At 64.1% G+C, this 24,689-nt stretch carries 20 protein-coding genes; 11 read left to right on the forward strand and 9 right to left on the reverse strand.

Translation table 11 applies throughout. The features are described 5' to 3' along the window. Positions 1 to 72: 72 nt before the first annotated feature. Together PQR67_RS34960 and PQR67_RS34965 are read right to left on the reverse strand one after the other, a co-directional pair. Positions 73 to 1,134 carry a hypothetical protein gene (locus tag PQR67_RS34960; protein WP_408467358.1) on the reverse strand — a complete coding sequence of 354 codons (1,062 nt, stop codon included), beginning with the start codon at positions 1,132 to 1,134 and terminating at the stop codon, positions 73 to 75. A gap of 208 nt (positions 1,135 to 1,342) precedes the next feature. Continuing rightward, positions 1,343 to 3,631 (reverse strand): hybrid sensor histidine kinase/response regulator family protein, encoded by a 2,289-nt coding sequence (locus PQR67_RS34965; protein WP_408467359.1) that lies wholly within the window; start codon positions 3,629 to 3,631, stop codon positions 1,343 to 1,345. 679 nt (positions 3,632 to 4,310) lie between these two features. Here PQR67_RS34965 and PQR67_RS34970 point away from each other — a divergent pair. From PQR67_RS34970 to PQR67_RS35000, 7 genes are all read left to right on the forward strand, one after another. Then, entirely contained in the window at positions 4,311 to 4,679 is a 369-nt protein-coding gene (locus PQR67_RS34970; protein WP_120345191.1) for a response regulator, read from the forward strand. Continuing rightward, positions 4,672 to 5,295, forward strand: a complete 624-nt coding sequence (locus PQR67_RS34975) for a chemotaxis protein CheC (RefSeq protein WP_120345190.1) — start codon at positions 4,672 to 4,674, stop codon at positions 5,293 to 5,295. The genes PQR67_RS34970 and PQR67_RS34975 overlap by 8 nt, the downstream gene beginning before the upstream one ends. Beyond that, positions 5,292 to 6,230: a sensor domain-containing diguanylate cyclase gene (locus PQR67_RS34980; RefSeq protein ID WP_408467360.1), complete on the forward strand. Its 939-nt coding sequence runs from the start codon at positions 5,292 to 5,294 to the stop codon at positions 6,228 to 6,230. The genes PQR67_RS34975 and PQR67_RS34980 overlap by 4 nt, the downstream gene beginning before the upstream one ends. A 249-nt stretch (positions 6,231 to 6,479) precedes the next feature. Further along, positions 6,480 to 7,328, forward strand: a complete 849-nt coding sequence (gene hpnD / locus PQR67_RS34985) for a presqualene diphosphate synthase HpnD (RefSeq protein ID WP_408467361.1) — start codon at positions 6,480 to 6,482, stop codon at positions 7,326 to 7,328. A gap of 4 nt (positions 7,329 to 7,332) precedes the next feature. Next, complete coding sequence (gene hpnE / locus PQR67_RS34990) at positions 7,333 to 8,604, forward strand: hydroxysqualene dehydroxylase HpnE (RefSeq protein ID WP_408467362.1); 1,272 nt, start codon at positions 7,333 to 7,335, stop codon at positions 8,602 to 8,604. Then, positions 8,601 to 10,637: a squalene--hopene cyclase gene (shc, locus tag PQR67_RS34995; protein ID WP_408467363.1), complete on the forward strand. Its 2,037-nt coding sequence runs from the start codon at positions 8,601 to 8,603 to the stop codon at positions 10,635 to 10,637. Before hpnE ends, shc begins: the two co-directional genes overlap by 4 nt. A 3-nt stretch (positions 10,638 to 10,640) precedes the next feature. After that, a complete protein-coding gene (locus tag PQR67_RS35000) occupies positions 10,641 to 11,372 on the forward strand; it encodes a phosphorylase (RefSeq protein ID WP_408467364.1) in 732 nt (243 codons plus the stop codon). A 342-nt stretch (positions 11,373 to 11,714) separates the two neighbouring features. On the opposite strand, the gene PQR67_RS35005 is transcribed toward PQR67_RS35000, so the two are convergent. Both PQR67_RS35005 and hpnN read right to left on the reverse strand, forming a co-directional pair. Beyond that, positions 11,715 to 12,701 (reverse strand): MlaA family lipoprotein, encoded by a 987-nt coding sequence (locus PQR67_RS35005; RefSeq protein ID WP_408467365.1) that lies wholly within the window; start codon positions 12,699 to 12,701, stop codon positions 11,715 to 11,717. 2 nt (positions 12,702 to 12,703) lie between these two features. Beyond that, positions 12,704 to 15,319 (reverse strand): hopanoid transporter HpnN, encoded by a 2,616-nt coding sequence (gene hpnN, locus PQR67_RS35010; RefSeq protein ID WP_408467366.1) that lies wholly within the window; start codon positions 15,317 to 15,319, stop codon positions 12,704 to 12,706. 212 nt (positions 15,320 to 15,531) lie between these two features. Between hpnN and PQR67_RS35015 the strand changes: the two genes are divergently transcribed. Continuing rightward, positions 15,532 to 16,137, forward strand: a complete 606-nt coding sequence (locus tag PQR67_RS35015; RefSeq protein ID WP_408467367.1) for an MlaC/ttg2D family ABC transporter substrate-binding protein — start codon at positions 15,532 to 15,534, stop codon at positions 16,135 to 16,137. Between the two features lie 154 nt (positions 16,138 to 16,291). Here PQR67_RS35015 and hpnH read toward each other — a convergent pair whose 3' ends face one another. Continuing rightward, complete coding sequence (gene hpnH, locus PQR67_RS35020; RefSeq protein ID WP_408467368.1) at positions 16,292 to 17,446, reverse strand: adenosyl-hopene transferase HpnH; 1,155 nt, start codon at positions 17,444 to 17,446, stop codon at positions 16,292 to 16,294. 10 nt (positions 17,447 to 17,456) lie between these two features. Further along, the gene (gene ispH, locus PQR67_RS35025) at positions 17,457 to 18,401 is read right to left on the reverse strand and encodes a 4-hydroxy-3-methylbut-2-enyl diphosphate reductase (RefSeq protein ID WP_408467369.1); all 945 of its coding nucleotides are present in this window, start codon (positions 18,399 to 18,401) and stop codon (positions 17,457 to 17,459) included. A 362-nt stretch (positions 18,402 to 18,763) separates the two neighbouring features. Between ispH and hpnC the strand changes: the two genes are divergently transcribed. Both hpnC and PQR67_RS35035 read left to right on the forward strand, forming a co-directional pair. Continuing rightward, positions 18,764 to 19,630 (forward strand): squalene synthase HpnC, encoded by an 867-nt coding sequence (gene hpnC / locus PQR67_RS35030; RefSeq protein WP_408467370.1) that lies wholly within the window; start codon positions 18,764 to 18,766, stop codon positions 19,628 to 19,630. Continuing rightward, positions 19,630 to 20,802 carry a glycosyltransferase gene (locus tag PQR67_RS35035; protein ID WP_408467371.1) on the forward strand — a complete coding sequence of 391 codons (1,173 nt, stop codon included), beginning with the start codon at positions 19,630 to 19,632 and terminating at the stop codon, positions 20,800 to 20,802. The genes hpnC and PQR67_RS35035 overlap by 1 nt, the downstream gene beginning before the upstream one ends. Before the next feature lie 92 nt (positions 20,803 to 20,894). Here the strand turns inward: PQR67_RS35035 and PQR67_RS35040 are convergent, their stop codons facing one another. Both PQR67_RS35040 and hpnA read right to left on the reverse strand, forming a co-directional pair. Further along, positions 20,895 to 21,467, reverse strand: coding sequence for a hypothetical protein (locus PQR67_RS35040; protein WP_408467372.1), 573 nt, complete (start codon positions 21,465 to 21,467; stop codon positions 20,895 to 20,897). Positions 21,468 to 21,671: 204 nt separating this feature from the next. Continuing rightward, complete coding sequence (gene hpnA / locus PQR67_RS35045; protein ID WP_408467373.1) at positions 21,672 to 22,682, reverse strand: hopanoid-associated sugar epimerase; 1,011 nt, start codon at positions 22,680 to 22,682, stop codon at positions 21,672 to 21,674. Between the two features lie 162 nt (positions 22,683 to 22,844). On the opposite strand from hpnA, the gene PQR67_RS35050 reads away from it, so the two are divergent. Next, entirely contained in the window at positions 22,845 to 23,138 is a 294-nt protein-coding gene (locus tag PQR67_RS35050; protein ID WP_408467374.1) for an acylphosphatase, read from the forward strand. A gap of 65 nt (positions 23,139 to 23,203) precedes the next feature. Here the strand turns inward: PQR67_RS35050 and egtD are convergent, their stop codons facing one another. After that, positions 23,204 to 24,187 carry an L-histidine N(alpha)-methyltransferase gene (gene egtD, locus PQR67_RS35055; RefSeq protein ID WP_408467375.1) on the reverse strand — a complete coding sequence of 328 codons (984 nt, stop codon included), beginning with the start codon at positions 24,185 to 24,187 and terminating at the stop codon, positions 23,204 to 23,206. Positions 24,188 to 24,689: the final 502 nt, after the last annotated feature.

Below are 24,689 nucleotides of genomic sequence, written 5' to 3' on the forward strand. Positions count from 1 at the left end.
GTACACGTCCAGACCAGGAAGCGCCGCCGTTGCCATGACCTCACGGCACGCCGGCGCTGCCGCTGCGTCCCACTAGACGTGGCGATGTCCCGTGACCCTTTCCCAGCCATGATGCACGGCGAGCTTGAAGCGCTCCCACGTGCTGTCTGGCGAGGTGGTTTCCCAATGACGGCGGGCCGCCTGCTCGACGTCGTCCCACGGCCGGTCGCGATAATCCATGTCCCGGCCGATCTCTGCGCCATAGCGATAGGCCGGCGCGTAATCCTCATAGCGCGAGTTCTCGGCCGCGTATTGCTCGTCGTAGTGGGCGCGGAAATCCTCTTCGTATTCCAGATATTCGTTCGGAATCTGGCCGCCTGAACCCGCGGTCGGCTGGGCCGTTTCGGGACGCACCTCCGACGGCTGCAAGATCGCGCCCGAGCCGGGCATCGAACCGGCGGCGATCGCGGTACGTCCCGCATCGTCGACCAGTGGATCGGCGGGCGTGCTGACTGGCTCGCGCAGCGGCCACTCAGCCAGCGGTGGCGGGACGAAAGGCTCGGCGTCGGTGCCCATGAGCGGCGGCGGATAGAGCGGATCGGACGGGGCGGCAGGCCGTGTGCTTGACCGGGGCGTCCCTACGCCGGACGTCCCTGCGCCGGGCGTCACCATCTCGCGCGGCGCCACGCCGGACGTCGTCACGCTCGATGTATGAGGCGTGCCGGGCGTGACTGCGCCGATACCGAGTTCGTCGAGTATCGAATGATCGCGGCTCGATTCCGGCGGCGTGTCCCAATCGGGTGAACGCTCGCCGATATCGGTCGCGCCCAGCCTCTTCAAGGTATTGCGGGCGAGTTCCGCGTGCGATTCGCTTGCCGCGTTCACGCAGACCAATACCGCGCCGCGGCGCACCGCCTCGGCATAACGGGCTGTCTCCGGCGCGCGCGCGCCGGTTGTAAACAGACTGGAGAGAAAGCGTTCGATATTGGCGAGCACGCCGGAACTGGCAACTTCGTCGGTTGCGGAGCCGACAGAGGGTTCTGGATTCGCCTGCAACTCAATTGTTTCGTGAGCAAAGCCGGTCTGCACAAGCGTGTCGCGCGCGGTTTCGGCTTGAGAATAGGTCTCGAATAAACCAATCACTGTGTGTCGCATGGCTGCCTCCCGACGGTTTTGCTGGAGCAGACGGCGCATGAGCGTGTCGGCCGCTTCAAACCGCTGCAACGATCATGCCGGAACCTTCACGGCGCATCCGCGCGCCTCCTGCTGGCCGGCAGCGCCGATCGGGCTACGTAGAAATCGCGGCATACCCTGGCGCTTTTACAACCGTCGGTAATTGGCGGCGACGCTGGCCCGCCTCGCTTTACCCGGCCTGATGCGGCGCTGCAGCCGGATCGGCGCCTGTCTCCGCCAGTTCGCGCTGGATGCCTTGCAGGAGCGTTTCCAGCAGCGCGATATCGAAAGGTTTGGGCAGCACCCGCACGTTCACATGCCGCGCGCGGTCGAGCTCTTCCGCGTAGCCGGTGACCAGGATGACCGGTAGCCGGGTGTCGACAGCCAGCACGGCTTCGGCCAGGTCGATGCCGTTCATCGTGCCGGGCATATGGATGTCCGACAGCACCAGATCGAATGGCAGCGGCTCGCCGGTGCGTGCCTGCTTGGCGTGGGCGTCGTCGAACAGGCGCAGCGCGGTGTCGGCGTTGAATACGCTCGTGACCTGGTGACCCATCATTTGCAGCAGGGCTTCGGTGCCGGCGGCAACTTCATCGTTGTCCTCGACCAGCAGAATGCGCAAGCCATGTGGCGCGCTGCTTTCCTCGACGCCCGGCTCTGCCGGCAATTCGTCCGCGGGCGCGGCAGTGGCGCGCGGCAGATAGAGTCGCACCGAGGTGCCCGCGCCGATGGCGCTGTCGATCGCAGCAAGGCCGCCGGAGCGCTCGCAGAAAGCGAAAACCTGCGGCAGCCCGAGACCCGTGCCCATGCCTTTGGACTTCGTCGTGAAAAGCGGTTCGAAGGCGCGCGCGAGCACTTCAGGCGGCATGCCGCCGCCCGTGTCTTCCAGCGAGAGTTGCACGAAGTCGCCGGTCAGCGGAAAACCGTCCTCGCGCCGGAAGCTGATATTGGAAGCACGAACCGTGAAGCGGCCGCCGTTGGGCATCGCGTCGCGCGCGTTCACGGCGATGTTGATCAGCGCCAGTTCCAGCTCGGCGACGTCGACACGCATCGGCCAGATATTGACGCCGATGTCGATGACCAGCGAAATCTTCGCGCCGAGCGACGCGCGCAGCAGTTCGCGGCAGGCCGGCAGCCAGCGCTCGAGCGCCAGCGTCTCGTTGTGCAGCGGTTGCTTGCGCGCGACGCCGAGCAATTGCCGGGTGAGTGACTGACCGCTCTTGAGCGCCCGCTCGATCGCCGATAACTCGCGGTCGAGCCCCGGTGTGCCGCGCCGCCGGGCGATCTGCACGTTGGCCGAGACGACCATGAGCAGATTGTTGAAATCGTGCGCCACGCTGCCGACCAGATTACCCAGTGCCTCCATCTTGCGCGACTGGCGGTACGCGGATTCGATCGAGCGGCGCATCGAAGCCTCGGCCTGCCAGCGCTCCCACGCTTCCTCTTCGGCGCCAAGGCGGCGCAGCGACAGCCAGATCACGCACCACAGCACGACGGACGGCGTGAACATCGACAGGATCAGCACGCTCAGGTGCCGGTACCAGGCGCTCCAGATCGCCGAGGTGCGATAGGCGCACGACACGTACACCGGATAAGCGCCGATGCGCCGGAAGGCGAGGATCACGTTGTCCGCGTCGATGTCGGAATGCATCCGTACCACGCCGGCCCGTCGCCCTTGCGCCAGCGCCGCCGCCAGTGGCGACGTCGGCGTTATCGCCGCCGGTTCGCCCGGGCGGCGCGGATAGTGCGCGAGGACCGCGCCGTCGGCGCGCAGCAGGCTCATGGTCATCGGCGTGCCGTCGCTGCCGCCGAGCAGTTCGCGGTAGAACGCGTCGAAATAGCTGGGCCGCAGCGCCACCGAGACGACCCCGGCAAACGCGTTGTCCGCGGCGCGGCGCTCTACGCCGGTGTTGAACACCTGCTCGCCCACCGCATGTCCCGTCATGACTTTGGAGACATGCTCGAGGCTCTTGCCGTCACGAATGCCGATGAAATCGTCGCGATCTGCAATCGACGACACCGGCACCGGATAGAAACGGCTGGTGGCGAGCAGATCGCCCTCACGGCCGAAAATCGACACGGCCGCCACCTGAGGGTAACCGCCCCCCATGACGCGCAGTTTCTCGTGAATTTCGCCTTCCCTAGCGCGAATGCCGTTGTCGTCCAGACCTTGCGTCAGATCGACGATGCGCGAGTCGAGCGTTTCGTTCATGTCGAACACTTTCAGCGCGTGTTCTTCCGCCACGCGCACCGTGCGCAGCGTCACGTCGGTCGCCTCGGCCATGCGCCCGCGCAGATCGGTGAAGGCCATGGCCGCGACATACACGCACGGCAGCACGACGGCTATGATCAGCAGCGCGATCAGCGTGATGCGCCGGACGTGGAAATTCTGTTCCGGCACGGCCGGGAACCGTGCCTCGTCCTGGCGGCCGGTGGTGCGGCGGCTCGCGTCGGACGGGTCGAACCGGTCTGGTGTCATGGTCGATAACGCTAAGTCGTTCGGGACGAAAGGGCCGGCGGCCGGTTCCATACAAAAGCATAGACACGCAGCGGCCGCTCTGGGTTACTGTGGCGAATGGTCGGCCCCTGATTTGTCGGCCGTTTGAATCAGTGACAAATCGAGTAGCGCAAACGTACACAAAAGTATAAATGTAAAAGAAAGCCTTCCAGATCTATCAAAATATTTTTCAAAATAGCGATTAATGGGGAAATCTCTTTAATCAAAGCGAAATTGGCGTGTTGCCTTTCCGCCGTTTTGCTTCGAAAATCGACGTCATCACAAAAATAATGCGTCCGCCATGTTCGGATGCATCTGCCGCGAGGACCGCCGGACAACGCGCACAACGCGTGACGAAGGCGCTCGCGGGAACAGGCGCGCGGCAAGGGGACCAGCCCGATCCGTGAAGCCGCGCGGATTCATCTACGGGGTAGGCTTCGAACATGCCGGTCATAGCCGTCGTTCACCGTGCTCGCACGCATCCATGCGCGCCCACGGCTTCCGTCAACCGCGCCTCTCTGCGCGCGCTCCCCGCTCGTCTGCAAGCTGCATTCTCGCAAGCTTCAACCTGCTTTACCGCCGCTCGACAGACCGCGCGCTAAAGAAACCGACGCCATCCGCCGTTAACCCGCAAGAGCTAATTTTGCTTACCGACCCGCCCATGTCTTTGCCTATTGTGATCGCCGACGATTCGCTGCTTGCCCGCAAGGTGCTCACCAAGGCATTGCCGCCGGACTGGGATGTCGACGTCTCCTACGCGACCAACGGGCGCGAAGCGCTCGGCCTGTACCGCGAAGGCAAAGCGTCGGTGATGTTCCTCGATCTGACGATGCCGGACATGACCGGCTACCAGGTGCTGGAAGCGTTGCAGCATGAGGACCTGAACACCTTCGTCATCGTCGTTTCCGCCGATGTTCAACCGATGGCGCAGTCACGCGTGCGCGCGCTCGGCGCCGCCGCATTCATCGCCAAGCCCGTGACGCCCGAGGCGGTACTACCCATCCTCAAGGAGTACGGGTTGTATGTCTGAGCCAGTCCTCAACGAAGACCGGCGCGACGCGCTGCAGGAGGTCGCCAATCTGGCGATGGGCCAGGCCGCGACGCGTCTCGCGCGCCTGCTCGACGCGTTTATCGAATTGTCGGTGCCGCGCGTGAAGGTGGTCGCGGTGAGCGAGGCGGCGGCGGCACTGCGCGAGATGACCGGGATCGAGGACACGGTGAGCGCGGTGCGCCAGGGGTTTCGTTCCGACATCAAGGGCGAAGCGCTGGTGATCTGCCGCAGCGACAGCATCGACCAGTTGTGTTCGCTCGTGAGCGATCCGTACTCGCGCTCGAGCTACGAGGCGGTGAGCCAGCAGGAACTCGTGTTCGACGTCGCGAACGTGCTGACGGGTGCGTGTGTTTCGTGCATTCTCGACCAGCTCGGCCGCACGCCGGTCTTCTCCGCGCCGGGACTGCTCGGCGAAGCGATGACGCTCGACGAAGTGTTTCAGCCCGGCGTGCTGCAGTGGGAAGTCGCCCTGCTGGTCGAAGTCAATTTCACGCTCGAGGACCAGAGCTTCCGCGCTCACCTCGTGATGCTGATGGCCGAAGAGTCGATTAGCCATATGAACGAGGCGCTCGACGAGCTGTTGTCCAGCCTATGAATGTGCCTGTGGACTCGTTGAGCGATCTGGTTGTCGAACGTGTCGGTTTCGGCATCTTCGTGCTCGATCGCGAGATGAACGTGCTCATGTGGAACCGCTTCATGCAGGACCACAGCGGCTTGTCGCCGGAACAGGTGGTCGGCAAATCGCTCTTCGCGCACTTTCCGGAATTGCCGCGCGTGTGGCTTTCGCGCAAGATCGAAAGCGTGTTTCAGCTCGGCAGTTTCGCGTTCAGTTCGTGGGAGCAGCGGCCGTACCTCTTCAAATTCGATCACGATCGGCCGATTACCGGCGGCGTCGATTTCATGCAGCAGGACGTCACGTTCATGCCGCTCATGCGCGATCGCGAAGTGGTGGCCGTGTGCGTGACCATCTCCGATGTCACGCACGTGAGCATCGTGCAGCGCGAACGGGAAGAAGCGGTTGCCAAGCTGCAGGAATACGCGGACCGCGACGGCTTGACCGGCATCGCCAACCGGCGCTATTTCGAAGCGCGTCTGCGCGATGAGTACACGCGCTGGCAGCGCTACGGCGGCGAGATGTCCGTGCTGCTATTCGATCTCGATCACTTCAAGAAAATCAACGACCAGTTCGGCCACGGCGTCGGCGACACGGTGCTGCGCGTGATGGCGCAGCGGGTCGCCGAGGTGGTGCGGGCGCAGGATACCTTCGGGCGCTTCGGCGGCGAGGAATTTGCATTGCTGCTGCCGTGTACGCCGCTCGAAGACGCCATGCGGGTCGCCGAAAAGATCCGTTGCACGATCGCCGATACGCCGGTCGAAGTGCAGGGCACGAGCGTCCCGGTGACGGCCAGCGTCGGCGGTGCGGCGGCGCGCGTGGGCGTGCCGGCGTACGACGTGCTCATCAACGAAGCCGACGCGGCGCTGTATAGCGCGAAGCGGCAGGGACGCAACCGCTCGGTGGCATTCTCCTGATTTTTGCTCGCGGTGCCGTTGTGTGACGCCTGGCGGGCGAGCTTGCCACCAGGCGCCCTGGCCCTTCTTCCGGCCCCTTATTCACCCCCAAAACTGCGGCATCTCACAAACGTTGTTATACTTTTCGCCGTTTCCGGCATCCCTGCCGGGTGTTTCGCGCGTGTCCGCGCGCGCGGGCCGTCTGCGTTGCGCAGTAGGCATTAAAACTTCTTGAACGCCTTTCAGCGGGCGCCTCCAGCGGAGATCGTCTTGGCTGTTTCCAATCTTGTCGTGGACGATACAGAAATCGACGCCGCTGCCGCCACATCCGGCAGCTCGTTTTATCTCGCAATGCGCATCCTGCCGGCCGCGCAGCGCGACGCGATGTATCAGGTCTACGCCTTCTGCCGCGCTGTCGACGATATCGCCGACAGCGACATGCCGCGCGTCGAGCGCGCCGCCGCGCTCGAGCGCTGGCGCGCCGACATCGACGCGTGCTACGCCGGCGCACCGCGCGCTTCCTTGCGCGCGCTGACGCGGCACATTCATACGTTTCACCTGCAACGCGAAGATTTTCACGCGATGATCGACGGCATGGCAATGGACGCCGCCGAGGACATCTGCGGCCCCGACGAGGCCACACTCGATCTGTACTGCGATCGTGTCGCCAGCGCGGCGGGCCGCCTGTCGGTGAGGATATTCGGGATGCAGGAAGAGCCGGGCCGGCTGCTCGCGCATCACCTGGGCCGCGCGCTGCAACTGACCAACATCCTGCGCGATATCGACGAAGACGCCGGTATCAACCGCTGCTACCTGCCGCACGAATTGCTGGCGCGCGAAGGCATCGCCGTGACGAGCCCGCTGCAGATCGCCGACGACCCGTCGCTGCCGCGCGTTTGCGCCACGCTCGCCGAGCGGGCCAAGGAACACTTCGCCGCCTCCGACGCGATCATGAACCGCGAGCCGCGCACTCACGTGCGCGCACCGCGCATCATGTCGGGTGTCTATCGCGTGCTGCTCGAACGAACGCTCGAGCGCGGTTTCGACATTCCGCGTACGAAGGTCCGCAAGCCGAAACTGCGCATGCTGTGGATCGTCGCGCGTTACGCGCTCTTCTGAGCTGATGCCGAAGCTCATCCATGTGATCGGCGCCGGCCTCGCCGGCCTGGCCGCGGCGGTGCAATTGCAGCGCCGCGGCGCACAAGTCGTGCTGCATGAGGCCGCCTCCGAGGCGGGTGGCCGTTGCCGTTCGTATTACGACGCCAGGCTCGGTGCGACCCTCGACAGTGGCAATCACATGGTGCTGTCGGGCAACGTCGCCACGCTCAACTATTTGCGCGCGATCGGCGCCGCCGACGAACTGGCCGGGCCGGCCCTGCCCGAGTATCCGTTCGTGGATCTGGCAACGCGGGCGCGCTGGACCGTACGCCTGTCGCCGGGCCGTCTGCCCTGGTGGATCTTCGATGCGAACGCGCGCGTGCCCAATACCGGCCCGGGCGACTATCTGGCGCTGGTGCCGCTGCTGTTCGCCAAACCCGGGCGCAGTGTGGCGCAGACCATGCTCTGCAGTGGTCCGCTGTGGGACCGCCTGTTGCGGCCGCTGTTTCTCGCCCTGCTCAATGTCGAGCCGCGTGAGGCGTCGGCGGAGCTGACCGGCGCGCTGGTCAGGGAAACGCTTCTTGCCGGCGGTCTGGCATGCCGGCCTCTGGTGGCGCGCAACGGTCTGAGCAGCGCCTTTGTCGACCCGGCGCTGCGTTTGTTGCAGCACGGCGGCGCGGCAATCCGGCTCGGCTCGCGCCTGCAGGAGATGGTGTTTGCCGACATGGGCCCCGGTCGTGTGTCGGCACTGAATTTCGCGGACGAAAGCATCGCGCTCGATGCCAACCAGGCCGTGGTGCTCGCGGTGCCGCCGGACGTTGCACAAACGCTCGTGCCCGGCTTGCGCTCACCGAATCGCTTCGCGGCGACCGTCAATGTGCATTTCGCCGTCGAGCCGCCGCTGGGTATGGCGCCGGTCACCGGGCTGCTCAATGCAACGGCCGCCTGGATGTTCGCCTTCGAAGGCCGCGTGTCGGTCACGCTCAACGCCGCCGAGCGCTTGCTCGACACACCGCATGAAGCGCTCGCGCAAACCGTCTGGGCCGAAGTGGCCCAGGCCGCCAATCTGCCGGCTGAGCCGATGCCGGCCTGGCAAGTCGTGACGGAGCGACGCGCGATGTTTGCCGCGGTACCGGATCAGGAAACGCTGCGTCCCGGCACGCGTACTCGCTGGAACAATTTGATGCTCGCGGGCGACTGGACGGCCACCGGCCTGCCCGCGACGATTGAAGGCGCGATCCGCTCCGGCCAGAAGGCCGCGGACACGCTGCTGAATCAACCGATGGAACGCCGATGAACGATTTATCTCAAGCCCAGCCGCTGGACGCCGTCCTGCCTGAATTCGCCGATGTGGCGCCGACCGTGGCGAACGCTGCGCCCGCCGCTGCAACGCAAGCTTCTGCGCCATCGCTCGACGCCGCGATCACGCGCGCCACCGACGCGATTCTCGCCGCGCAGAAGCCGGACGGCCACTGGGTCTACGAACTCGAAGCCGACGCGACGATTCCCGCCGAATATGTGCTCCTCGTCCACTATCTCGGCGAGACGCCGAACGTGGAACTGGAGCAGAAGATCGGCCGCTATCTGCGCCGTATCCAACTGGCGGACGGCGGCTGGCCGCTCTTCACCGACGGCGCGCTCGACATCAGCGCCAGCGTGAAGGCGTATTTCGCACTGAAAATGATCGGCGACTCACCGGATGCCGAACACATGGTCCGCGCGCGCGAAGCGATTCTGGCGAACGGCGGCGCGGAAACGGTGAACGTGTTCACGCGGATTCTGCTTGCGCTCTTCGGCGTGGTGTCCTGGCGCGCCGTGCCGATGATGCCCGTGGAAATCATGCTGTTGCCGGCGTGGTTCCCGTTCCATCTGTCGAAGGTGTCGTACTGGGCGCGCACGGTGATCGTGCCGTTGCTGGTGCTGAACGCGAAGCGGCCGGTCGCGCGCAATCCCCGTCGCGTGCGTATCGACGAGTTGTTCCGCGGCGCGCCGGTCAACACCGGCATGCGCGAGCGGGCGCCGCATCAGCATCAGGGCTGGTTCCGCTTTTTCAGCGGTGTGGACGTGATGTTGCGCATGATCGACGGTTTGTTCCCCAAAGTGACGCGCGACCGCTCGGTGCGCGAGGCCGTACGCTTTGTGGACGAACGGCTGAATGGCGAAGACGGCCTCGGCGCGATTTTCCCGGCCATGGCCAACTCGGTGATGATGTACGACGTGCTCGGCTATCCGGCCGATCATCCGAATCGTGCGATTGCCCGTCAGTCGATCGAGAAGCTGCTCGTCATTACGGACGACGAAGCCTATTGCCAGCCCTGCCTGTCGCCGGTGTGGGATACCTCGCTCGCGGCGCACGCGCTGCTCGAGACCGGCGAAGCGCATGCCGAGCAAGCGGCCGAGCGCGGGCTTGCATGGCTGCGTCCGCTGCAGATTCTCGACGTGCGCGGCGACTGGATCTCACGCCGCCCGAACGTGCGCCCTGGCGGCTGGGCGTTCCAGTACAACAACGCGCACTATCCGGACGTCGACGATACGGCCGTCGTGGCAATGGCGATGCAGCGCTCGGCGGCGCTGACCCAATCGGACGTCGATCGCGAAGCCATTGCGCGGGCGCGCGAATGGGTGGTCGGCATGCAAAGCAGCGATGGCGGCTGGGGCGCGTTCGAACCGGAAAACACCCAGTACTACCTGAACAACATTCCGTTCTCCGATCACGGCGCCTTGCTCGATCCGCCGACCGCGGATGTGTCGGGCCGCTGCCTGTCGATGCTCGCGCAACTCGGCGAATTTCCGCAGGGCAGCGAACCGGCGCAGCGTGCGTTCGACTACATGCTGAAGGAGCAGGAGCCGGACGGCAGTTGGTACGGCCGCTGGGGCCTGAACTACATCTACGGGACGTGGACCGCGCTGTGCTCGCTGAACGCCGCGGGCCTGCCGCACGACGACCCGCGCATGAAGCGCGCCGCACAGTGGCTCCTGTCGATCCAGAACGAGGACGGCGGATGGGGCGAGGGCGGCGAGAGCTACAAGCTCGACTATCGCGGCTACGAGCGCGCGCCGAGCACGGCTTCGCAAACCGCATGGGCGCTGATGGGCCTGATGGCGGTGGGCGAGGTGAATCACGAGGCGGTGGCGCGCGGCGTCGAGTATTTGCAACGCGAGCAACGCGAACATGGCCTGTGGGACGAAACGCGCTTTACCGCGACCGGTTTCCCGCGCGTGTTCTATCTGCGTTATCACGGCTATCGCAAGTTCTTCCCGTTGTGGGCGCTGGCTCGCTTCCGTCATCTGAAACGCAACGGGCTGACACGTGTCGCGGTCGGGATGTAACGCATGACGTTTTCGACAACGCCGGCAGCCGGCGCCGGCCATGGCGCCTTGCCGGTGATCGTGGTGACGGGTATGGCGTTCGAAGCGCGTATCGCGCGCGGCAAGGGTGTCGAGGTGGTCTACGCGGCGCGCGCCGATCTGCTGGAGCGGGCGTTGAGCGCGGCGGTCGCGCGTGGTTGCTCGGGGATCGTCAGTTTCGGTACCGCGGGTGGTTTGGCGCCCGATCTCGCGCCGGGCACGCTGATCGTCGCGGAGGCCGTCGAGGGGCCGTTTGGGCGGCTCGAGACCGATCGGGCATGGGCTGACAGGCTTGTTGCCGCGCTGTCGACTGGGCCGCTCACTGTGCGTTTGCGGCGCGGCCTGATGGCGGCGGTGACCGCGCCTTTAGTCACCGCTGACGATAAGCGCGTGCTGCATCGCTCGACGGGTGCTTTGGCTGTTGATATGGAATCGCACATTGCCGGTGCGGCGGCCGCTGCGCATGGTCTGCCGTTTGCGGTGTGCCGGGCGATTGTTGACCCGGCGTGGCGGACGTTGCCTTCTGCCGCGACTGCGGGCTTGCGGGATGATGGCACTACGGCGTTGGGGCCGATTTTGCGGGAGCTTTTGCGGCAGCCTTCGCAGCTTGCAGCGCTGATTCAGGTGGCCGTGGATGCGCGGGCGGCGCGTGGCTCACTCGTGCAGGCGCGGCATGCTATGGGGGTGGCGGGGGTTTTGCGGTTGGCTGTTGCCTGAAGGTGGTTGCTGGGTGGTGCTTTTTGCTGTGTTGGCCTTTCCTTGCTTTGTTCGTGGTCTATTAGCGTTGCCCCTGTGCGGGGCGGCACCTACTTTTCTTTGCCTGCCGCAAAGCAAAGTAGGCAAAAGAAAGCGGCTCACACCGCCAGCTCTTAAGCGGGTCCCCCGCGCAGCCACGGTAGTGGCTCATCTGGAATCCGTGCTCTCGCACACTCCGCGTCAGTGACACAGCAGTCATTCTTCCGGCGGCGCTGCGCGCGCCGACGCGGTACTTCATAAAACTGCCCGCTTCGATTCGCTTGCGTGGCGCGCAAATCGCGCGCGCCGCGTCATCTCAATCCCTTATTGTGTTGCCGGTACTGCTTCCGCTGGCTTCTTGCCGGTGGGTGCCGTTTGTTCGCTCGGTGCCGGTGTTGCCGCGCCCGACGCGGCAGCAGGCGCAGAGGTGCTCGGCGTCTCGCCCGGGTCCGTGTAGGTCGGGGCGCCTGTAGCGCTTCCCGAGGCTGCGTTCGGAGCTTCGGCGGCGTCGCCCGGGTCTGTGTAGTTCGGTATGCCCGTCGCCGCGCCTGAGGTCCCCGAGGCGCCGTTGGCGGGCGCGGCGGCGCCGGAGTCGCCGCTCTGGTCGTCGTAGTTCGGGAGCGGCGCGGCATTGTCGCTCGTGCCGCGCAGGCGCGCTTTACGCTGCTGGGTGTAGGCGTCGCGTACGAACGAATACTTGTCCAGCGCGGCCTGGTCCAGCAGGCTGGATGCGCCCAGCAAGTCAGAACGCACACTCACGAATTGCAATACGTACAGCGGATTGCGCTCCGCCGGTTCGATGTAGTTCAGCGGGTTGAACTTCACGTCCACCACCAGACCCATGCTGTCACGCACCGTGCTCGGACCAAAGAGCGGCAGCACAAGGTAAGGGCCCGACGGAATGCCCCAGTGGCCCAGCGTCAAACCGAAATCCTGGTGGTGCTTCGGCAGGCCGGCCGGCGTCGCCCAGTCGAGCAGGCCGCCCAGCCCAAAGGTCGAGTTGAACGCGAAGCGCACGATGTCTTCGGTCGCGTCCGTGATCTTCAGTTGCAACAGGTTGTTCGCGGCGTTAGTCAGGTCACCCAGATTCGAAAAGAAGTTGCTCACCGCCGTGCGCAACGGCTGCGGTGTCACCTTTTGATAACCCTTGGCGACCGGAACGGCAACGAAGCGGTCCACACCGTCGTTGAACTTGAAAATCACACGGTTCGCCGGCTCGAACGGGTCGCCCGGTTTGCGGTCGGGGCCGGTCGCGCAGCCCGTGATCAGACCGGTGGCGGCCAGCGCCAGCACGGTGGTTCGCAGCTTCATGCTTATATTCCTTTCTGCTTCGCGCGACGTTGGCGCGGCTTGCCCATCAGGACGGGTTGGAACACCACCGCGCCGATCAGCGTGCAAAACAACGAGAGTGCCAGCAAACGCCCCATACTCGACGTACCCGGATGGTGCGATAGCCAGAGGCTGCCGAACGCCGTCGCCGTGGTCGCCGCGCTGAACAACACAGCATGCGTGAGGCTCGACTGCAAAAGACTGGTCTGCCCGTGGCGCCACGCCATGACGAAGTAAATCTTGAATGCTACGCCAACGCCCAGCATCAGCGGTAACGCAATGATGTTCGCGAAGTTCAGCGGCATGCCGAACACCACACACAACTCCAACGTTACCAGCGCCGACACCAGCAGCGGCACCAGGGTACGCAGCATGTCGCTGAGCCGCCGCAGCGCAATCCACAGCAGAATTGCAATCGACAGCAAAGCCCAGCAGGCGGCTTGCAGGAATGCCTTGATGATCGTGTCCGCGGAATGGAGGATCGAAATCGGGCCGCCAATCGCGCCCGGCTCCGCCTTCTTCACCGAGTGGGCGAAGCGGGCGAGCATGGCGTCGTCATTCGGATCGACACCGGGCTTGACCTTCGGCGCAATGTCGACAAGCGCGCGGCCGTCTTTCGAGACCCAGCCGCTGGAGATCTCCTTGGGCAGGTTGTCGTGCGTAATCTCGGTCGGCTGCAGCAGATCCGCCAGTTGCTTCAATGCGATGCGCAGCGGTTCGGACATCGCGGTTTCGGCGCGCTCGCGCGTGGCGGCGTCGGCGGCGGCCAGCTTTTGCAGCGTGGCGGATAGATGCTTGGCTTCGGCGGCGCCCGGTCCCGGGTGGTCGTCGGCAGCGAGGGAAAGCTGGTTCGACGCGCGCTTCAACGCGGCGACCCGCACTGTGTCCGTGGCCTGGGGCGCGGGCTGCTGTTGCAGCGCGGGCAAGAGTTGCTGCGCCGCACTTGCAATCAGCATCAGCTTTTGCTGCTGCTCGATCGGGACGAAGCTGTCCAGCGTGGTCACGCGGCCCACTTCCGGCAGCGCGCGCAGACGTGCGGCCTTCTGATCCGCGTCGGCCAGCGTCGGCGCCAGCACGCTCACGTTGTTGACCGCCGCTTCCGGCGAGTCTTTCAGCGACAGCAGCGTGGCCATCGATTCCGTATGCGGGTCCTTCAGATGCAGCGGGTTGAAGTCGAAACGCAGATGCGTGAGCAAGGGCGTCGCACCGATCACGACGATGAGCGTACCGATCAGCACCGGCTTGCGATGGCGATCCAGAAAATCGTCGACGGGGGCGAGTTGCTTGAAGCCGGGAGAAACGGGCTCGACCGGCGGGTTGAAGACCTTCAGCAACGCAGGCAGGAGCGTCATGTTGGTGAAGTACGCGACGAACATGCCGACGCCGGCGATCTCACCCAATTCCGACACGCCGCGGTAAGCCGTCGGCAGGAACGAGAAGAAGCTCAACGCAACCGCCACGGCAGCGAGCGTCAGCGGCACGCCGATGCTGTGCGCCGTATGCATCAGCGCGGCGGAAAGCCGGTTGTCGCGATTGCGCTCCTCACGGTATTTGACGCCGAACTGCACGCCGAAATCGACCCCGAGTCCGACGAACAGCACCATGAAAGCGACCGAAATCATGTTCAGCGCGCCGACCAGCAGCAGGCCGAGCGCCGCGGTGATCGCGAGCCCGACGAACAGCGTGATGAACACGGCGAGGATCATGCGGCCCGAGCGCAGCGCCAGCCACAGAATGACCAGCACGACGATGAAGGTGCCGATGCCGTTGAGCACGGCGCCGTCCTGGACCGACGCGAACTCCTCGTCCGCGAGCGGCTGTTCGCCGGTCAGGCGCACCGTCGCGCCGTAGCGCGTGTCGAGGTGCAGCGAGGCGGCGGTGGCGCGGATCGCTTTCGATGCGCTCGCGCCCGGCTCCAGCGCGTCGTAGTTCACGACCGGCTGCACTGTGACGAAGGCGCGCGCCGGGTCCGTGGCGACGCCCTTGTCGACCAGCGCACGCCACGAGAACGCCGCGGGCTGGCCGGCCAGCACGCGATCGAGCGTGGTGGCGCTTTGCGACAGCAAATGGCTCATGTCGGCCAGCTTGACCTGACCGAGCTGCAGCGGCAGCAACAGACTCGTGGTGAGCGTGCCGGCAAGACCGGTCAGGCTCGGATCGTGCGCCAGCGCATTGACGAGCGGACGCGACTGGACGAGCTGCGAGGTGGTCGAGAGGACTTCATCGGTCGACGGGAACAGCAGACCATTGTGTTCGAAGAACGGGCCGCCGGCGGGCTGCGAAACCGCGACGAACTCCTTCGGATCGGCTTTGAGCGCCGCCGTCAGGGCATTGGCGGCGGCATCGGCAAACTCCGGGGCACGGGCTTCGACCACCACCAGCACGGTGCTGCCGCGATCGGGGAAGGCCGCGTCCATGGCATGTTCGAGCGACGACCATTGCTGGTCGGTCTCGATGAGACGGCTGATGTCCGTGTTGATCTTGAAGTTATGGGCGACGTAAAAGCTGCTCAAGATGGCGAGCACGACTGACAGGGCGATGATCCGTAACGGATGGCGCACCGAGTAGGCGACGAGACGGACGATAGATGACTTCAGCATGTAGGCGGAGGTGGCCTTATCACGATTGGTGTTTTTGACGAAAGTGCACAAGTATACAGAGCCGGAGCGACTCGGCTCCACTTCGGTAGCAAGGCGGGCTCCCGGGCAGCGTAGCTGGGGTGGGAACGCAATATCGGTATACTGGTCTATCCTGCTTTCGCCGTGGGCTCGTGAGCCTGCCGGCGCTTACTTCCTGGGGTTTTGGCGAGCGTATGAAACGTTATCTGTCTGCTTTTCTGGCTGCGGCCGTGGTGTCCACTGCAGCCTATGCGCAAAGCGCGCCTGATGCAGTGGTGAAGAGTGCTGTCGAAGGCACGGTTGCCGCGATGAAGGCCGATCCGCAGGCGCGCGGCGGCGATATGGGCAAGATTACCGAGCTGGTTCAAACGCGCTTTGTGCCGGCTACCGATTTTCAGCGGACCACGCGAATCGCCGTCGGCAAGGCATGGAGTACGGCGACCCCGGAGCAGCAGAAGCAGTTATATGACCAGTTTACGCTGCTGCTGGTGCGCACTTATGCTGCTTCGCTTTCGCAGTTGCGCGATCAGGACGTCAAGTTCAAGTTCTTGCCCGTCAACGTGGCGGCCGGTGCCAAGGACCTGGTCGTGCAATCGCACGTGATCAGCAATGGCGGCGATGATGCCATCGATTACCGGCTGACCAAGGGCCCCAACGGCTGGAAAATTTACGACATCAACATGATGGGCGCCTGGCTGATTCAGGTCTATCAGACCCAGTTCGCCGACCAGATTTCCAAAGGCGGCGTTGACGGCCTGATCAAGTTCCTGACCGCACATAACGCGCGAAGCGACGGCTGAAGTCACGCCCAAAGAAAAAGCGCGGTGGCAATCAGGCCACCGCGCTTTTTTTACACTATGCCGGTCATGGAGCGGACCAAACCTGCACCAGCGAGCGAACCAGCGCTGCGCCGAGCGGCATTGGCAAGCCGCCCAGGCCCGCGTCACTGACTGCTTAATGTGCGGACGCTGCCGTCTGCACCTTCTTGCCCTTACCCGCACGCCCAATCTCTTCCAGCTTGATCTCGACGTGGCGCGAGAACACATACTCGGCCGGACGTTGCTTATCCAGAGCAATATCCTTGACGAAAGCACCGGAAGTCTTCGGACCGCGCAGGCTGACCTTCAACGCCTTCAACGGGTGCGCCACCGTATCCATCACGGCCGTCGCTTCAAAACCGCAGTGCACCATACAATCCGCGCACTTTTCGTAGTTGCCCGTACCGTACTTTTCCCACTCCGTGGTTTCCATCAATTCCTTGAAGGTCTTCACGTAGCCTTCGCCGACCAGGTAGCACGGCTTCTGCCAGCCGAACACCGTGCGCGCCGGGTTGCCCCAGGGCGTGCACTCGTACGTCTGATTGCCGGCCAGGAAGTCGAGGAACATGCCCGACTGGCTGAACGACCAGTTCTTGCCGTTGTTGCCGCGCTTGAAAATCTCGCGGAACAGGTGCTTGGTCTTGTCGCGGTTCAGGAAGTGCTGCTGATCCGGCGCGCGTTCATACGCATAACCCGGCGAGACGGTGATGCCGTCCACACCCATCGGGCCGAGCGTATCGAAGAACGCAGCGACGCGTTCCGGCACGGCGTCGTTGAACAGCGTGCAATTGATGTTCACGCGGAAACCACGGCGCTTCGCTTCCTTGATGGCGGCGACAGCCTTGTCGTACACGCCTTCTTGCGACACCGAGTGGTCGTGCGCCTGCTGGTCGCCGTCAAGGTGAACCGACCAGACGAAGTACGGATTCGGCTCGTAGTCGTCCATTTTCTTTTCCATCAGCAGCGCATTCGTGCACAGGTACACGAACTTCTTGCGCGCGATGATGCCCTTCACGATCTGCGGCATTTCCTTGTGCAGGAGCGGTTCGCCGCCCGCGATCGACACAACCGGTGCGCCGCATTCGTCGACTGCGCCAAGGCATTCTTCGAGCGACAGACGCTGATTCAGGATGGGATCCGGATAGTCGATCTTGCCGCAACCATTGCAGGCAAGATTGCAGCGGAACAGCGGCTCCAGCATCAAGGCGAGCGGGTAGCGTTTGTTGCCAGAGAGATGCTGACGCATGATGTAAGCGCCAACCCGGACTTTCTGTAGCAGCGGAATAGACAAGACGTCCTCCTTAAACTTCGCGTGCAGCGAGTGGTTGCATCAGTTTCGATGGCAACTTGAATTCGACTTTCTCTTCACGGCCCGCCATCGTCGTGACATCGACGGGCCCCAATGCGCGCAGCGCATCGATTACGTTCTTCACCATTTCTTCCGGCGCTGAAGCACCGGCCGTGATGCCGACGGTTTGCACGTTGGCAAACCACTCCGGCTTCACTTCCGAACCGTCGGCGACGAGATAACTCGCCACGCCGCTTTCGCTGCCGATCTCGCGCAGCCGGTTCGAATTGGAACTATTGGTGGCGCCCACCACCAGCAGCACCTCGACCTCTTTGCTCAGTTCGCGCACCGCCGCCTGGCGGTTTTGCGTGGCGTAGCAGATGTCGCGCGTGTCGGGACCGACGATGTCGGTGAAACGGCGCAGCAGGGCGTCGATGATGCCCCGTGTGTCGTCGACCGACAGCGTGGTCTGCGTGACGTACGCAAGCGGCTTGTCGAGCGGCAGGTCCAGATGCGCGACCTCGGCCTCGCTCTGCACCAGCAGCACCTTGCCGGGGATCTGGCCGATCGTGCCTTCCACTTCCGGATGGCCGGCATGGCCGATCAGGATCAGGGTACGACCCGCAGCCACATATTGGCGCCCTTGCACGTGGACCTTGGTCACGAGCGGACAGGTGGCGTCGAGCACGTCGAGGCCGCGCTGTTCCGCGTCGCGCTCGACGGTCTGCGCAACCCCGTGCGCGCTGAAAATCGCCACGGCGCCATGGGGCACTTCATCGAGTTCCTCGACAAAGCGCGCGCCTTTCTGGCGCAAGTTGTCCACCACGTGGCGATTGTGAACAATCTCGTGGCGAACATACACGGGCGCGCCGTGTTGCTGCAACGCGCGATCGACGATCTCGATTGCACGAACAACACCCGCACAAAAGCCGCGGGGTTGAGCAAGGATGACTCGCATAAATTGGCGAACTCCGACTGACGCGGGTTTCGAAGAAGCCGGTAAATCTGACTTTATCGCCGCGACCATCTATCTAGTTGACGTCTTGAGCCCCGGCGACGAGCCGGTACAGCAAAACCAAACGCGCATTCTAACGCTATCAGGCCGGCTTTGCTCTGACAGGCCTGTCAGGGTGTTGGGCCGCCGCCGCGCCACGGGCCCGAAGGCGGGGACCCTATGCATGGTGAATGCGGCAATGCGCAGGTGGCAACGCGCGGTTGGTAATGATTACGCGCTGCACTGGTTTGGCGGAACCCTTAAACTACGGGGTCCTGCGGCACACGTTTGCGGCCGCATTACAAAATGGTTTCGAGGCTCGCTGGATGGACGTCGATCAATACGAAAACATTCCGGTCGCGAGCGCGTTGCTGCCAAAGGCGCTGCGCGCGCCTATCGGCATTATCTATCAGGTTGTCCGCACCGCCGCCGACATTGCCGATGAAGGCGACTGGAGCCCGGCCGAGCGGCATGCCCGCCTCGCCGACTTTCGCGCCGGCCTCGATGCGGTCGCGCAGCGGCGCGTGGCGCCGGTGCACCCGCTGCTGTTCGGCAAGCTCGCCGGCGTGATCGCGCAGTATAAACTGCCGCTCGCGCCGTTTTACGACCTGCTCCACGCCTGCGGTCAGGACATCGACAACAACCGCTACACGGACCGGGCCGCTTTGCTCGACTATTGCCGCCACTCGGCCAGCCCGATCGGACACCTGATGCTGCATCTGGTGGGCGCCGCCACGCCGGAAAATCTCGCCGATGCCGATGCGATCTGCACGGCTGCGCAACTGATCAGCTTCTGGCAGGACGTCGCCGCCGACTGGAAAAAAGGCCGCGTGTATCTGCCCCTCGCGGATCTGCGGCGCTTTAACGTGACCGAGGCGCAGATCGCGAGAGGTGTCGTCGACGATGCCTGGGTCAAGCTGATGACCTACGAGATTTCGTTTGTCCGGGCCACGCTGGTACGCGGCGCGCCGCTCGCGCTGCGCATTCCCGGGCGGCTGGGCATCGAGTTGTGCGGCGCCATCCACGGCGGCCTGCGCATCCTCGAGCGGATCGAAAAGGCCGGCTACGATGTGTTTCGCGTGCGGCCGGTGCTCAACACTTTTGACTGGTGCGTCGTCGCGGTACGCACGGTGGTGATGCGCCTGTCGCGGCGCGTCGGCGTAGAAGCGGGTTCACTCGAGGGTAATGCTTAATGGCGGTGGTTCTGTTTCTTCTTTCATGTCTTTCCCTGCTGATCTGGTGTGTGTTGCTGTTCGCGCGCGGCGGTTTCTGGCGGGCGCGTCCCGCTGCGGCGCTTACGCTCGAACCGCGTGAAACGTGGCCTGCGGTTGCCGCCGTGGTGCCGGCGCGCAATGAAGTCGATGTGATCGCGCAAGCGGTCACCACCCTGCTCGAGCAGGACTATCCGGGCGAATTCCACGTGATCGTGGTCGACGACCACAGCACCGACGGCACCGCCGACGCCGCCCGCGCGGCCGCGTTGCAGTTGCAATGCCCGGATCGTCTGACCGTGCTGGGCGCGAAACCGCTGCCGCCGGGCTGGTCCGGCAAGGTGTGGGCGCAGTCGCAAGGGATCGAGGCGGTACGCACGCTCGGCCTGCCCGCAGACTTTCTGTTGCTGACCGACGCCGACATCGGCCATCCGGCGGACGCCGTCGCACAACTCGTGGCCCGTGCGGATGCGGAAAAGCGCGACCTCGTTTCGCTGATGGTCCGTCTGCGCTGCGATTCGTTCTGGGAGAAAGCGCTGATTCCGGCGTTTGTGTTCTTCTTCGCCAAGCTGTATCCGTTCTCGTGGGTCAACAACCCGCGTAACCGTACGGCCGCAGCCGCGGGCGGCTGCATGCTGGTCAGGCGCAGTGCGCTCGAAGAAGCGGGCGGCATCGAATCGATTCGCGCCGAGCTGATCGACGATTGCAGCCTTGCCGCGCGAATCAAGCATCGCGGCACGGGGCGTCATCCGATCCGTCTGGATGTGGCGGCGCGCAGCGTGTCGCTGCGCCCTTACGATAGCTGGCGCGATATCTGGAACATGATCGCGCGCACGGCCTTTACGCAGTTGCATTACTCGCCGCTGCTGCTGGTGGGCACGCTGCTGGGCATGACGATCATCTATCTGATGCCGCCAGTGGCCGCGCTGGTGCTGGGACCGCTGGGCTGGCCCGCATGGCTCGCCTGGGCGCTCATGTGCTGTGCGTATGCGCCGATGCTCAGCTATTACCGCCGCTCGCCGCTGTGGGCGCCGTTTCTGCCGCTGGTGGCGCTGTTCTATGTCGGTGCGACGTTTGCCTCGGCGGTGCGCTACTGGCGCGGCAAGGGCGGGCAATGGAAGGCGCGCGTGCAGGCGCCGGTGCAGGAGCGTTGAGACGCTTGTGTGCACAATTTGTCGGATGAATAAAAAAGCGGCGCTCAGAGAGCGCCGCTTTTTTTACATGACCGCAGCTGTCGACCTGTGCGTCAGGCCTTGGTGAGCATCATGTACATCTGGATCACCATGTCGGGCGAGAACGTGAACGGCACCCAGCCGTGGCCGGTATGGCGCATGACCAGCAGACGATCGCCATTCGACTGTTTCTGCACGGCCATGACGGGATTTTTCGTCGAGACGAAGTGCCAGCCCGGCGGGATGCCCGGCGGCGGTTCTGGCGTCATCGAGGCGCGTGCGTTCGACAATTCCTCGATCAACTGTCCGATCTGCTCCGCGCGCAGCGCCACTGTCTGACCGCCGATGGTCATCGTGATTTCGTTCTGTGCCGGGCGGTTGATTTCGAGCGTGGCTTGCAACTGGGCGGCCGGTTCTTCGGCGGGCGCAGGTGCAGGCTCTGCGGCTTCTGCCGCCGCGCTTGCGGTTTCAGGCGCAACGTTGTTCTGCGCTTGCGATTCGGACGCGACGTGATTGACCGCCGGCGCTTCTTGCGCTGCGACCTCTGCGGATGTCTCGGGGGTGTTTTCGGCCTGCGGGGCCACGACAGCCTGGATGAGCTGATCGACGCCCATTTCCAGCGCGCCGAGCTGTTCGTGAAGATTCATGCGAGGTTTCTCTGGTAAGACCTACGATTTTACCTGCTGCGCGTAGGCTTTTACCTGTCGCAAACACAGTGACGTTGTAACAAAGTGCGTGTAGGCCACGCCGGAATACCCGGCATGGCCTGCGTGACCTTGGCTGATTGGCTGATGCCGCCCAGCCGGCCCGGTGCCGATTGCGCTGTTTATCCGGCCCGCGTCAGGGCTTTGTCAGCGCTTCAAATATCCGGCTTGCCTGAACCAGTCGAGCGCGTCGCTCAAGCCCTCACGATAGGGCCGTGCGCGATAGCCAAGCTCGCGTTCCGCTTTCGCCGACGTGAAGTACATCTTGTTCTTCGACATCTTCAGACCGTCGACGGTGAGGAACGGTTCGCGCTTTGTGATCTTGGCGACGGCTTCGGCGCCCGCGGCGAGCGGATAAAGCGGCCAGCGCGGCAAACTCAGCGTCGGCGCCTTGCGGCCGGTCAGCGCTGCGATATCCGCGAGCATTTGCTGCAGCGGCAGATTTTCGCCGCCGAGAATGTAGCGTTCGCCGATCTTGCCGCGTTCGAGCGCGAGAAAATGGCCGGCGGCCACGTCATCCACGTGCACGAGGTTCAGTCCCGTATCGACGAACGCCGGAATTTTGCCGAGCGCCGCTTCGACGATGATGCGCCCGGTCGGCGTCGGCTTGACGTCGCGCGGGCCGATCGGCGTGGACGGATTGACGATCACGGCCGGCAGGCCGTCCTCGGCGATCATCCGCTCCACCGCGCGCTCGGCGAGCACCTTGCTGCGCTTGTACACGCCGATCGCCTGATCGGCATTGAGCGGCGAGGTTTCATCGGCGGATTGGCCGGAACTGGTGACTTTCAGCGTGGCCACGCTGCTCGTGTAGACGATGCGTTCGACCCCTTCCTTCAACGCGGCGCGCATGGTCGCCTCGGTGCCTTCGAGATTCGAACGCTCGATTTCACTCGGGTCCGGCGCCCACAGACGATAGTCCGCCGCCACGTGCAGCAGATAGCGCACGCCGCGCAGCGCGTTGCGCATCGACGCTTCGTCGCGCATATCGCCGACGACGATTTCCGCGTCCAGCGCCTCGACGTTTTTGCGCGGACTGGTGGCACGCACCAGCACGCGCACCTTGAAACCCTTCTGCTGCGCAATGCGCGCCACCGACGAGCCGACGAAGCCGGATGCGCCGGTCACGAGCACGAGATCGCGATTCTGTTCGGTCATTCTGTTTGCTTCCCTGCGTGACAGTCGACGGATTGTACGTGTCGCGCGTGCCGCGTGTCGCGCCATGAGGCCTAAGCGCACAGGCGAACTGAGACGCGGCCGAGCATTCTCGTCGCGACGCGACTAGAATGCCGGCTTGAAAGAATGTATGGAGAAGACGGCATGGCCCCGGATCTGGACCAGCGGATCGAAACGTATTACGTGCGGGTGCATGGCACCGTGCAGGGTGTGGGCTTTCGCCATGCCACTGTGCGGCAGGCCCACGCGCTCGGTATCAAGGGATGGGTGGCGAATCTCGACGACGGCTCTGTCGAAGCCATGTTGCAGGGTTCGGCCAACCAGGTCGACCGGATGCTGTCATGGCTGCGTCACGGGCCGCCGGCGGCCCGCGTCACCGAGGTGACCGGCGAAGAGCGCGCCACCGAAAAGCGCTTCGAACGTTTCGAGCAGCACTGAGCAGCACTGAGCAGCACTGAGCAGCACTGAGCAGCACTGAGCAGCACTGAGCGGCCGAACCGCATTCAACGCGCGACCAGCAAGCTCTCCGCAAAGCCCCAGCCATCTTCGATCCACTGATGGCTGCACACGAAGCCCGCGTCATCGGCGATCGCGGGCATCTCGTCCACGCGATATTTGTGGCTACTTTCGGTCCAGATGGTTTCGCCTGCCTTGAGCGAGACCGTCAATTGCGCGGCGCCCACATGCGCGGTGACATCGCGCTTTGCACGCAGATGCATCTCGATGCTGCGCGCGTCCGGATTGAAGCGCGCGACGTGCTCGAACGCGTCGAGCGGAAAATCGCCATCGAGTTCGCGGTTGATGCGCGCCAGCAGATTCAGATTGAACGACGCGGTCACACCGATCGCGTCGTCGTAGGCGGCCACCAGTACCGGGGTTGGCTTGATCAGATCCGTGCCGAGCAGCAGCGCGTCGCCGGGCGCCAGCATGTTGCGGATATCGCGCAGAAAACGCGTCGCCGCCAGTCTGCCGAAATTACCGATCGTACTGCCGAGAAACAGCACGAGTAAGCGCTCGTCCGCCGCGCGGGTCTTGCTTACTTCGGCCAGTCCCGCCAGGTAATCGCGCTCATAACCGACGATCGAGATGCGCTCGATGTCGCCCAGTTCGCGTCTGCACAACTGCAGCGCGCTGCGCGATATTTCAATCGGGCAGTAAGAAGTGGGGCGCTTTTTACACAGCGCCTCCAGAATGCGCCGCGTTTTGCGGCCGCTGCCGCTGCCCAGTTCGGCGACGGTCACGTCGTGCGGCAGATGCGCGACGATATCCGCCGCGTGCCGGGCGAGCAGCCGTTCTTCGGCGCGCGTCACGCCGTATTCGGGCAGCACGGTGATCACTTCGAACAGCGCGGAGCCGACTTCGTCATACAGATACTTCGACGGCAGTTCTTTCTGCGGGCTGTGCGTGAGTCCGGCGCGTACGTCGGCGGCGAAGGTTGCACGGAATAGATCGGGCGATGCGTCGTGCGAGATGGCTGGCTGGGTCATGCTGGCTCCAGTAGTCACATTCGATGAGCGGGATTGCAGGCCGGGCGGCGGCATGCGCGGTGAAACGCAGTTGATGCATGCCGCGGGAAAGAAGGGCTGGTCCGGTCCGCATGGACTGCCTTTGCCGGCCCGGCTCGTTGATGCTGCGGATGACAGTTGCAAATGACGGCTGATCGTTGCGCCGGATTTCCGGGACGTTCCGGATGACGTTGCAAACGGTGTCGCGAGACTTCGAAGCAAGTTTCGCGCTTGAGCAACTGCGCGGGAAATTGCCAGCGTTGCAGTTGCGGACTCGCCTGGCGCGCGTGAAGTTATGTTCTAGTGCATTCGCGCACGATGCGCACGGGAAAAATTGCTGCTGATTGCCATGTGCGAGCGGGCACGTTGGTCGTGAACCCGTCTAGAATGCCCGCTTGCATTGCCGATCGAAGATAAAAACGCTGCGCCTGATTCGCCCAGCAAGCCGCACTGCCAGACGCATTGCCAGACGCAGTGCCAGATT

It is taken from the genome of Paraburkholderia fungorum (genome assembly GCF_046026025.1).
Lineage (GTDB): Bacteria > Pseudomonadota > Gammaproteobacteria > Burkholderiales > Burkholderiaceae > Paraburkholderia > Paraburkholderia fungorum_E.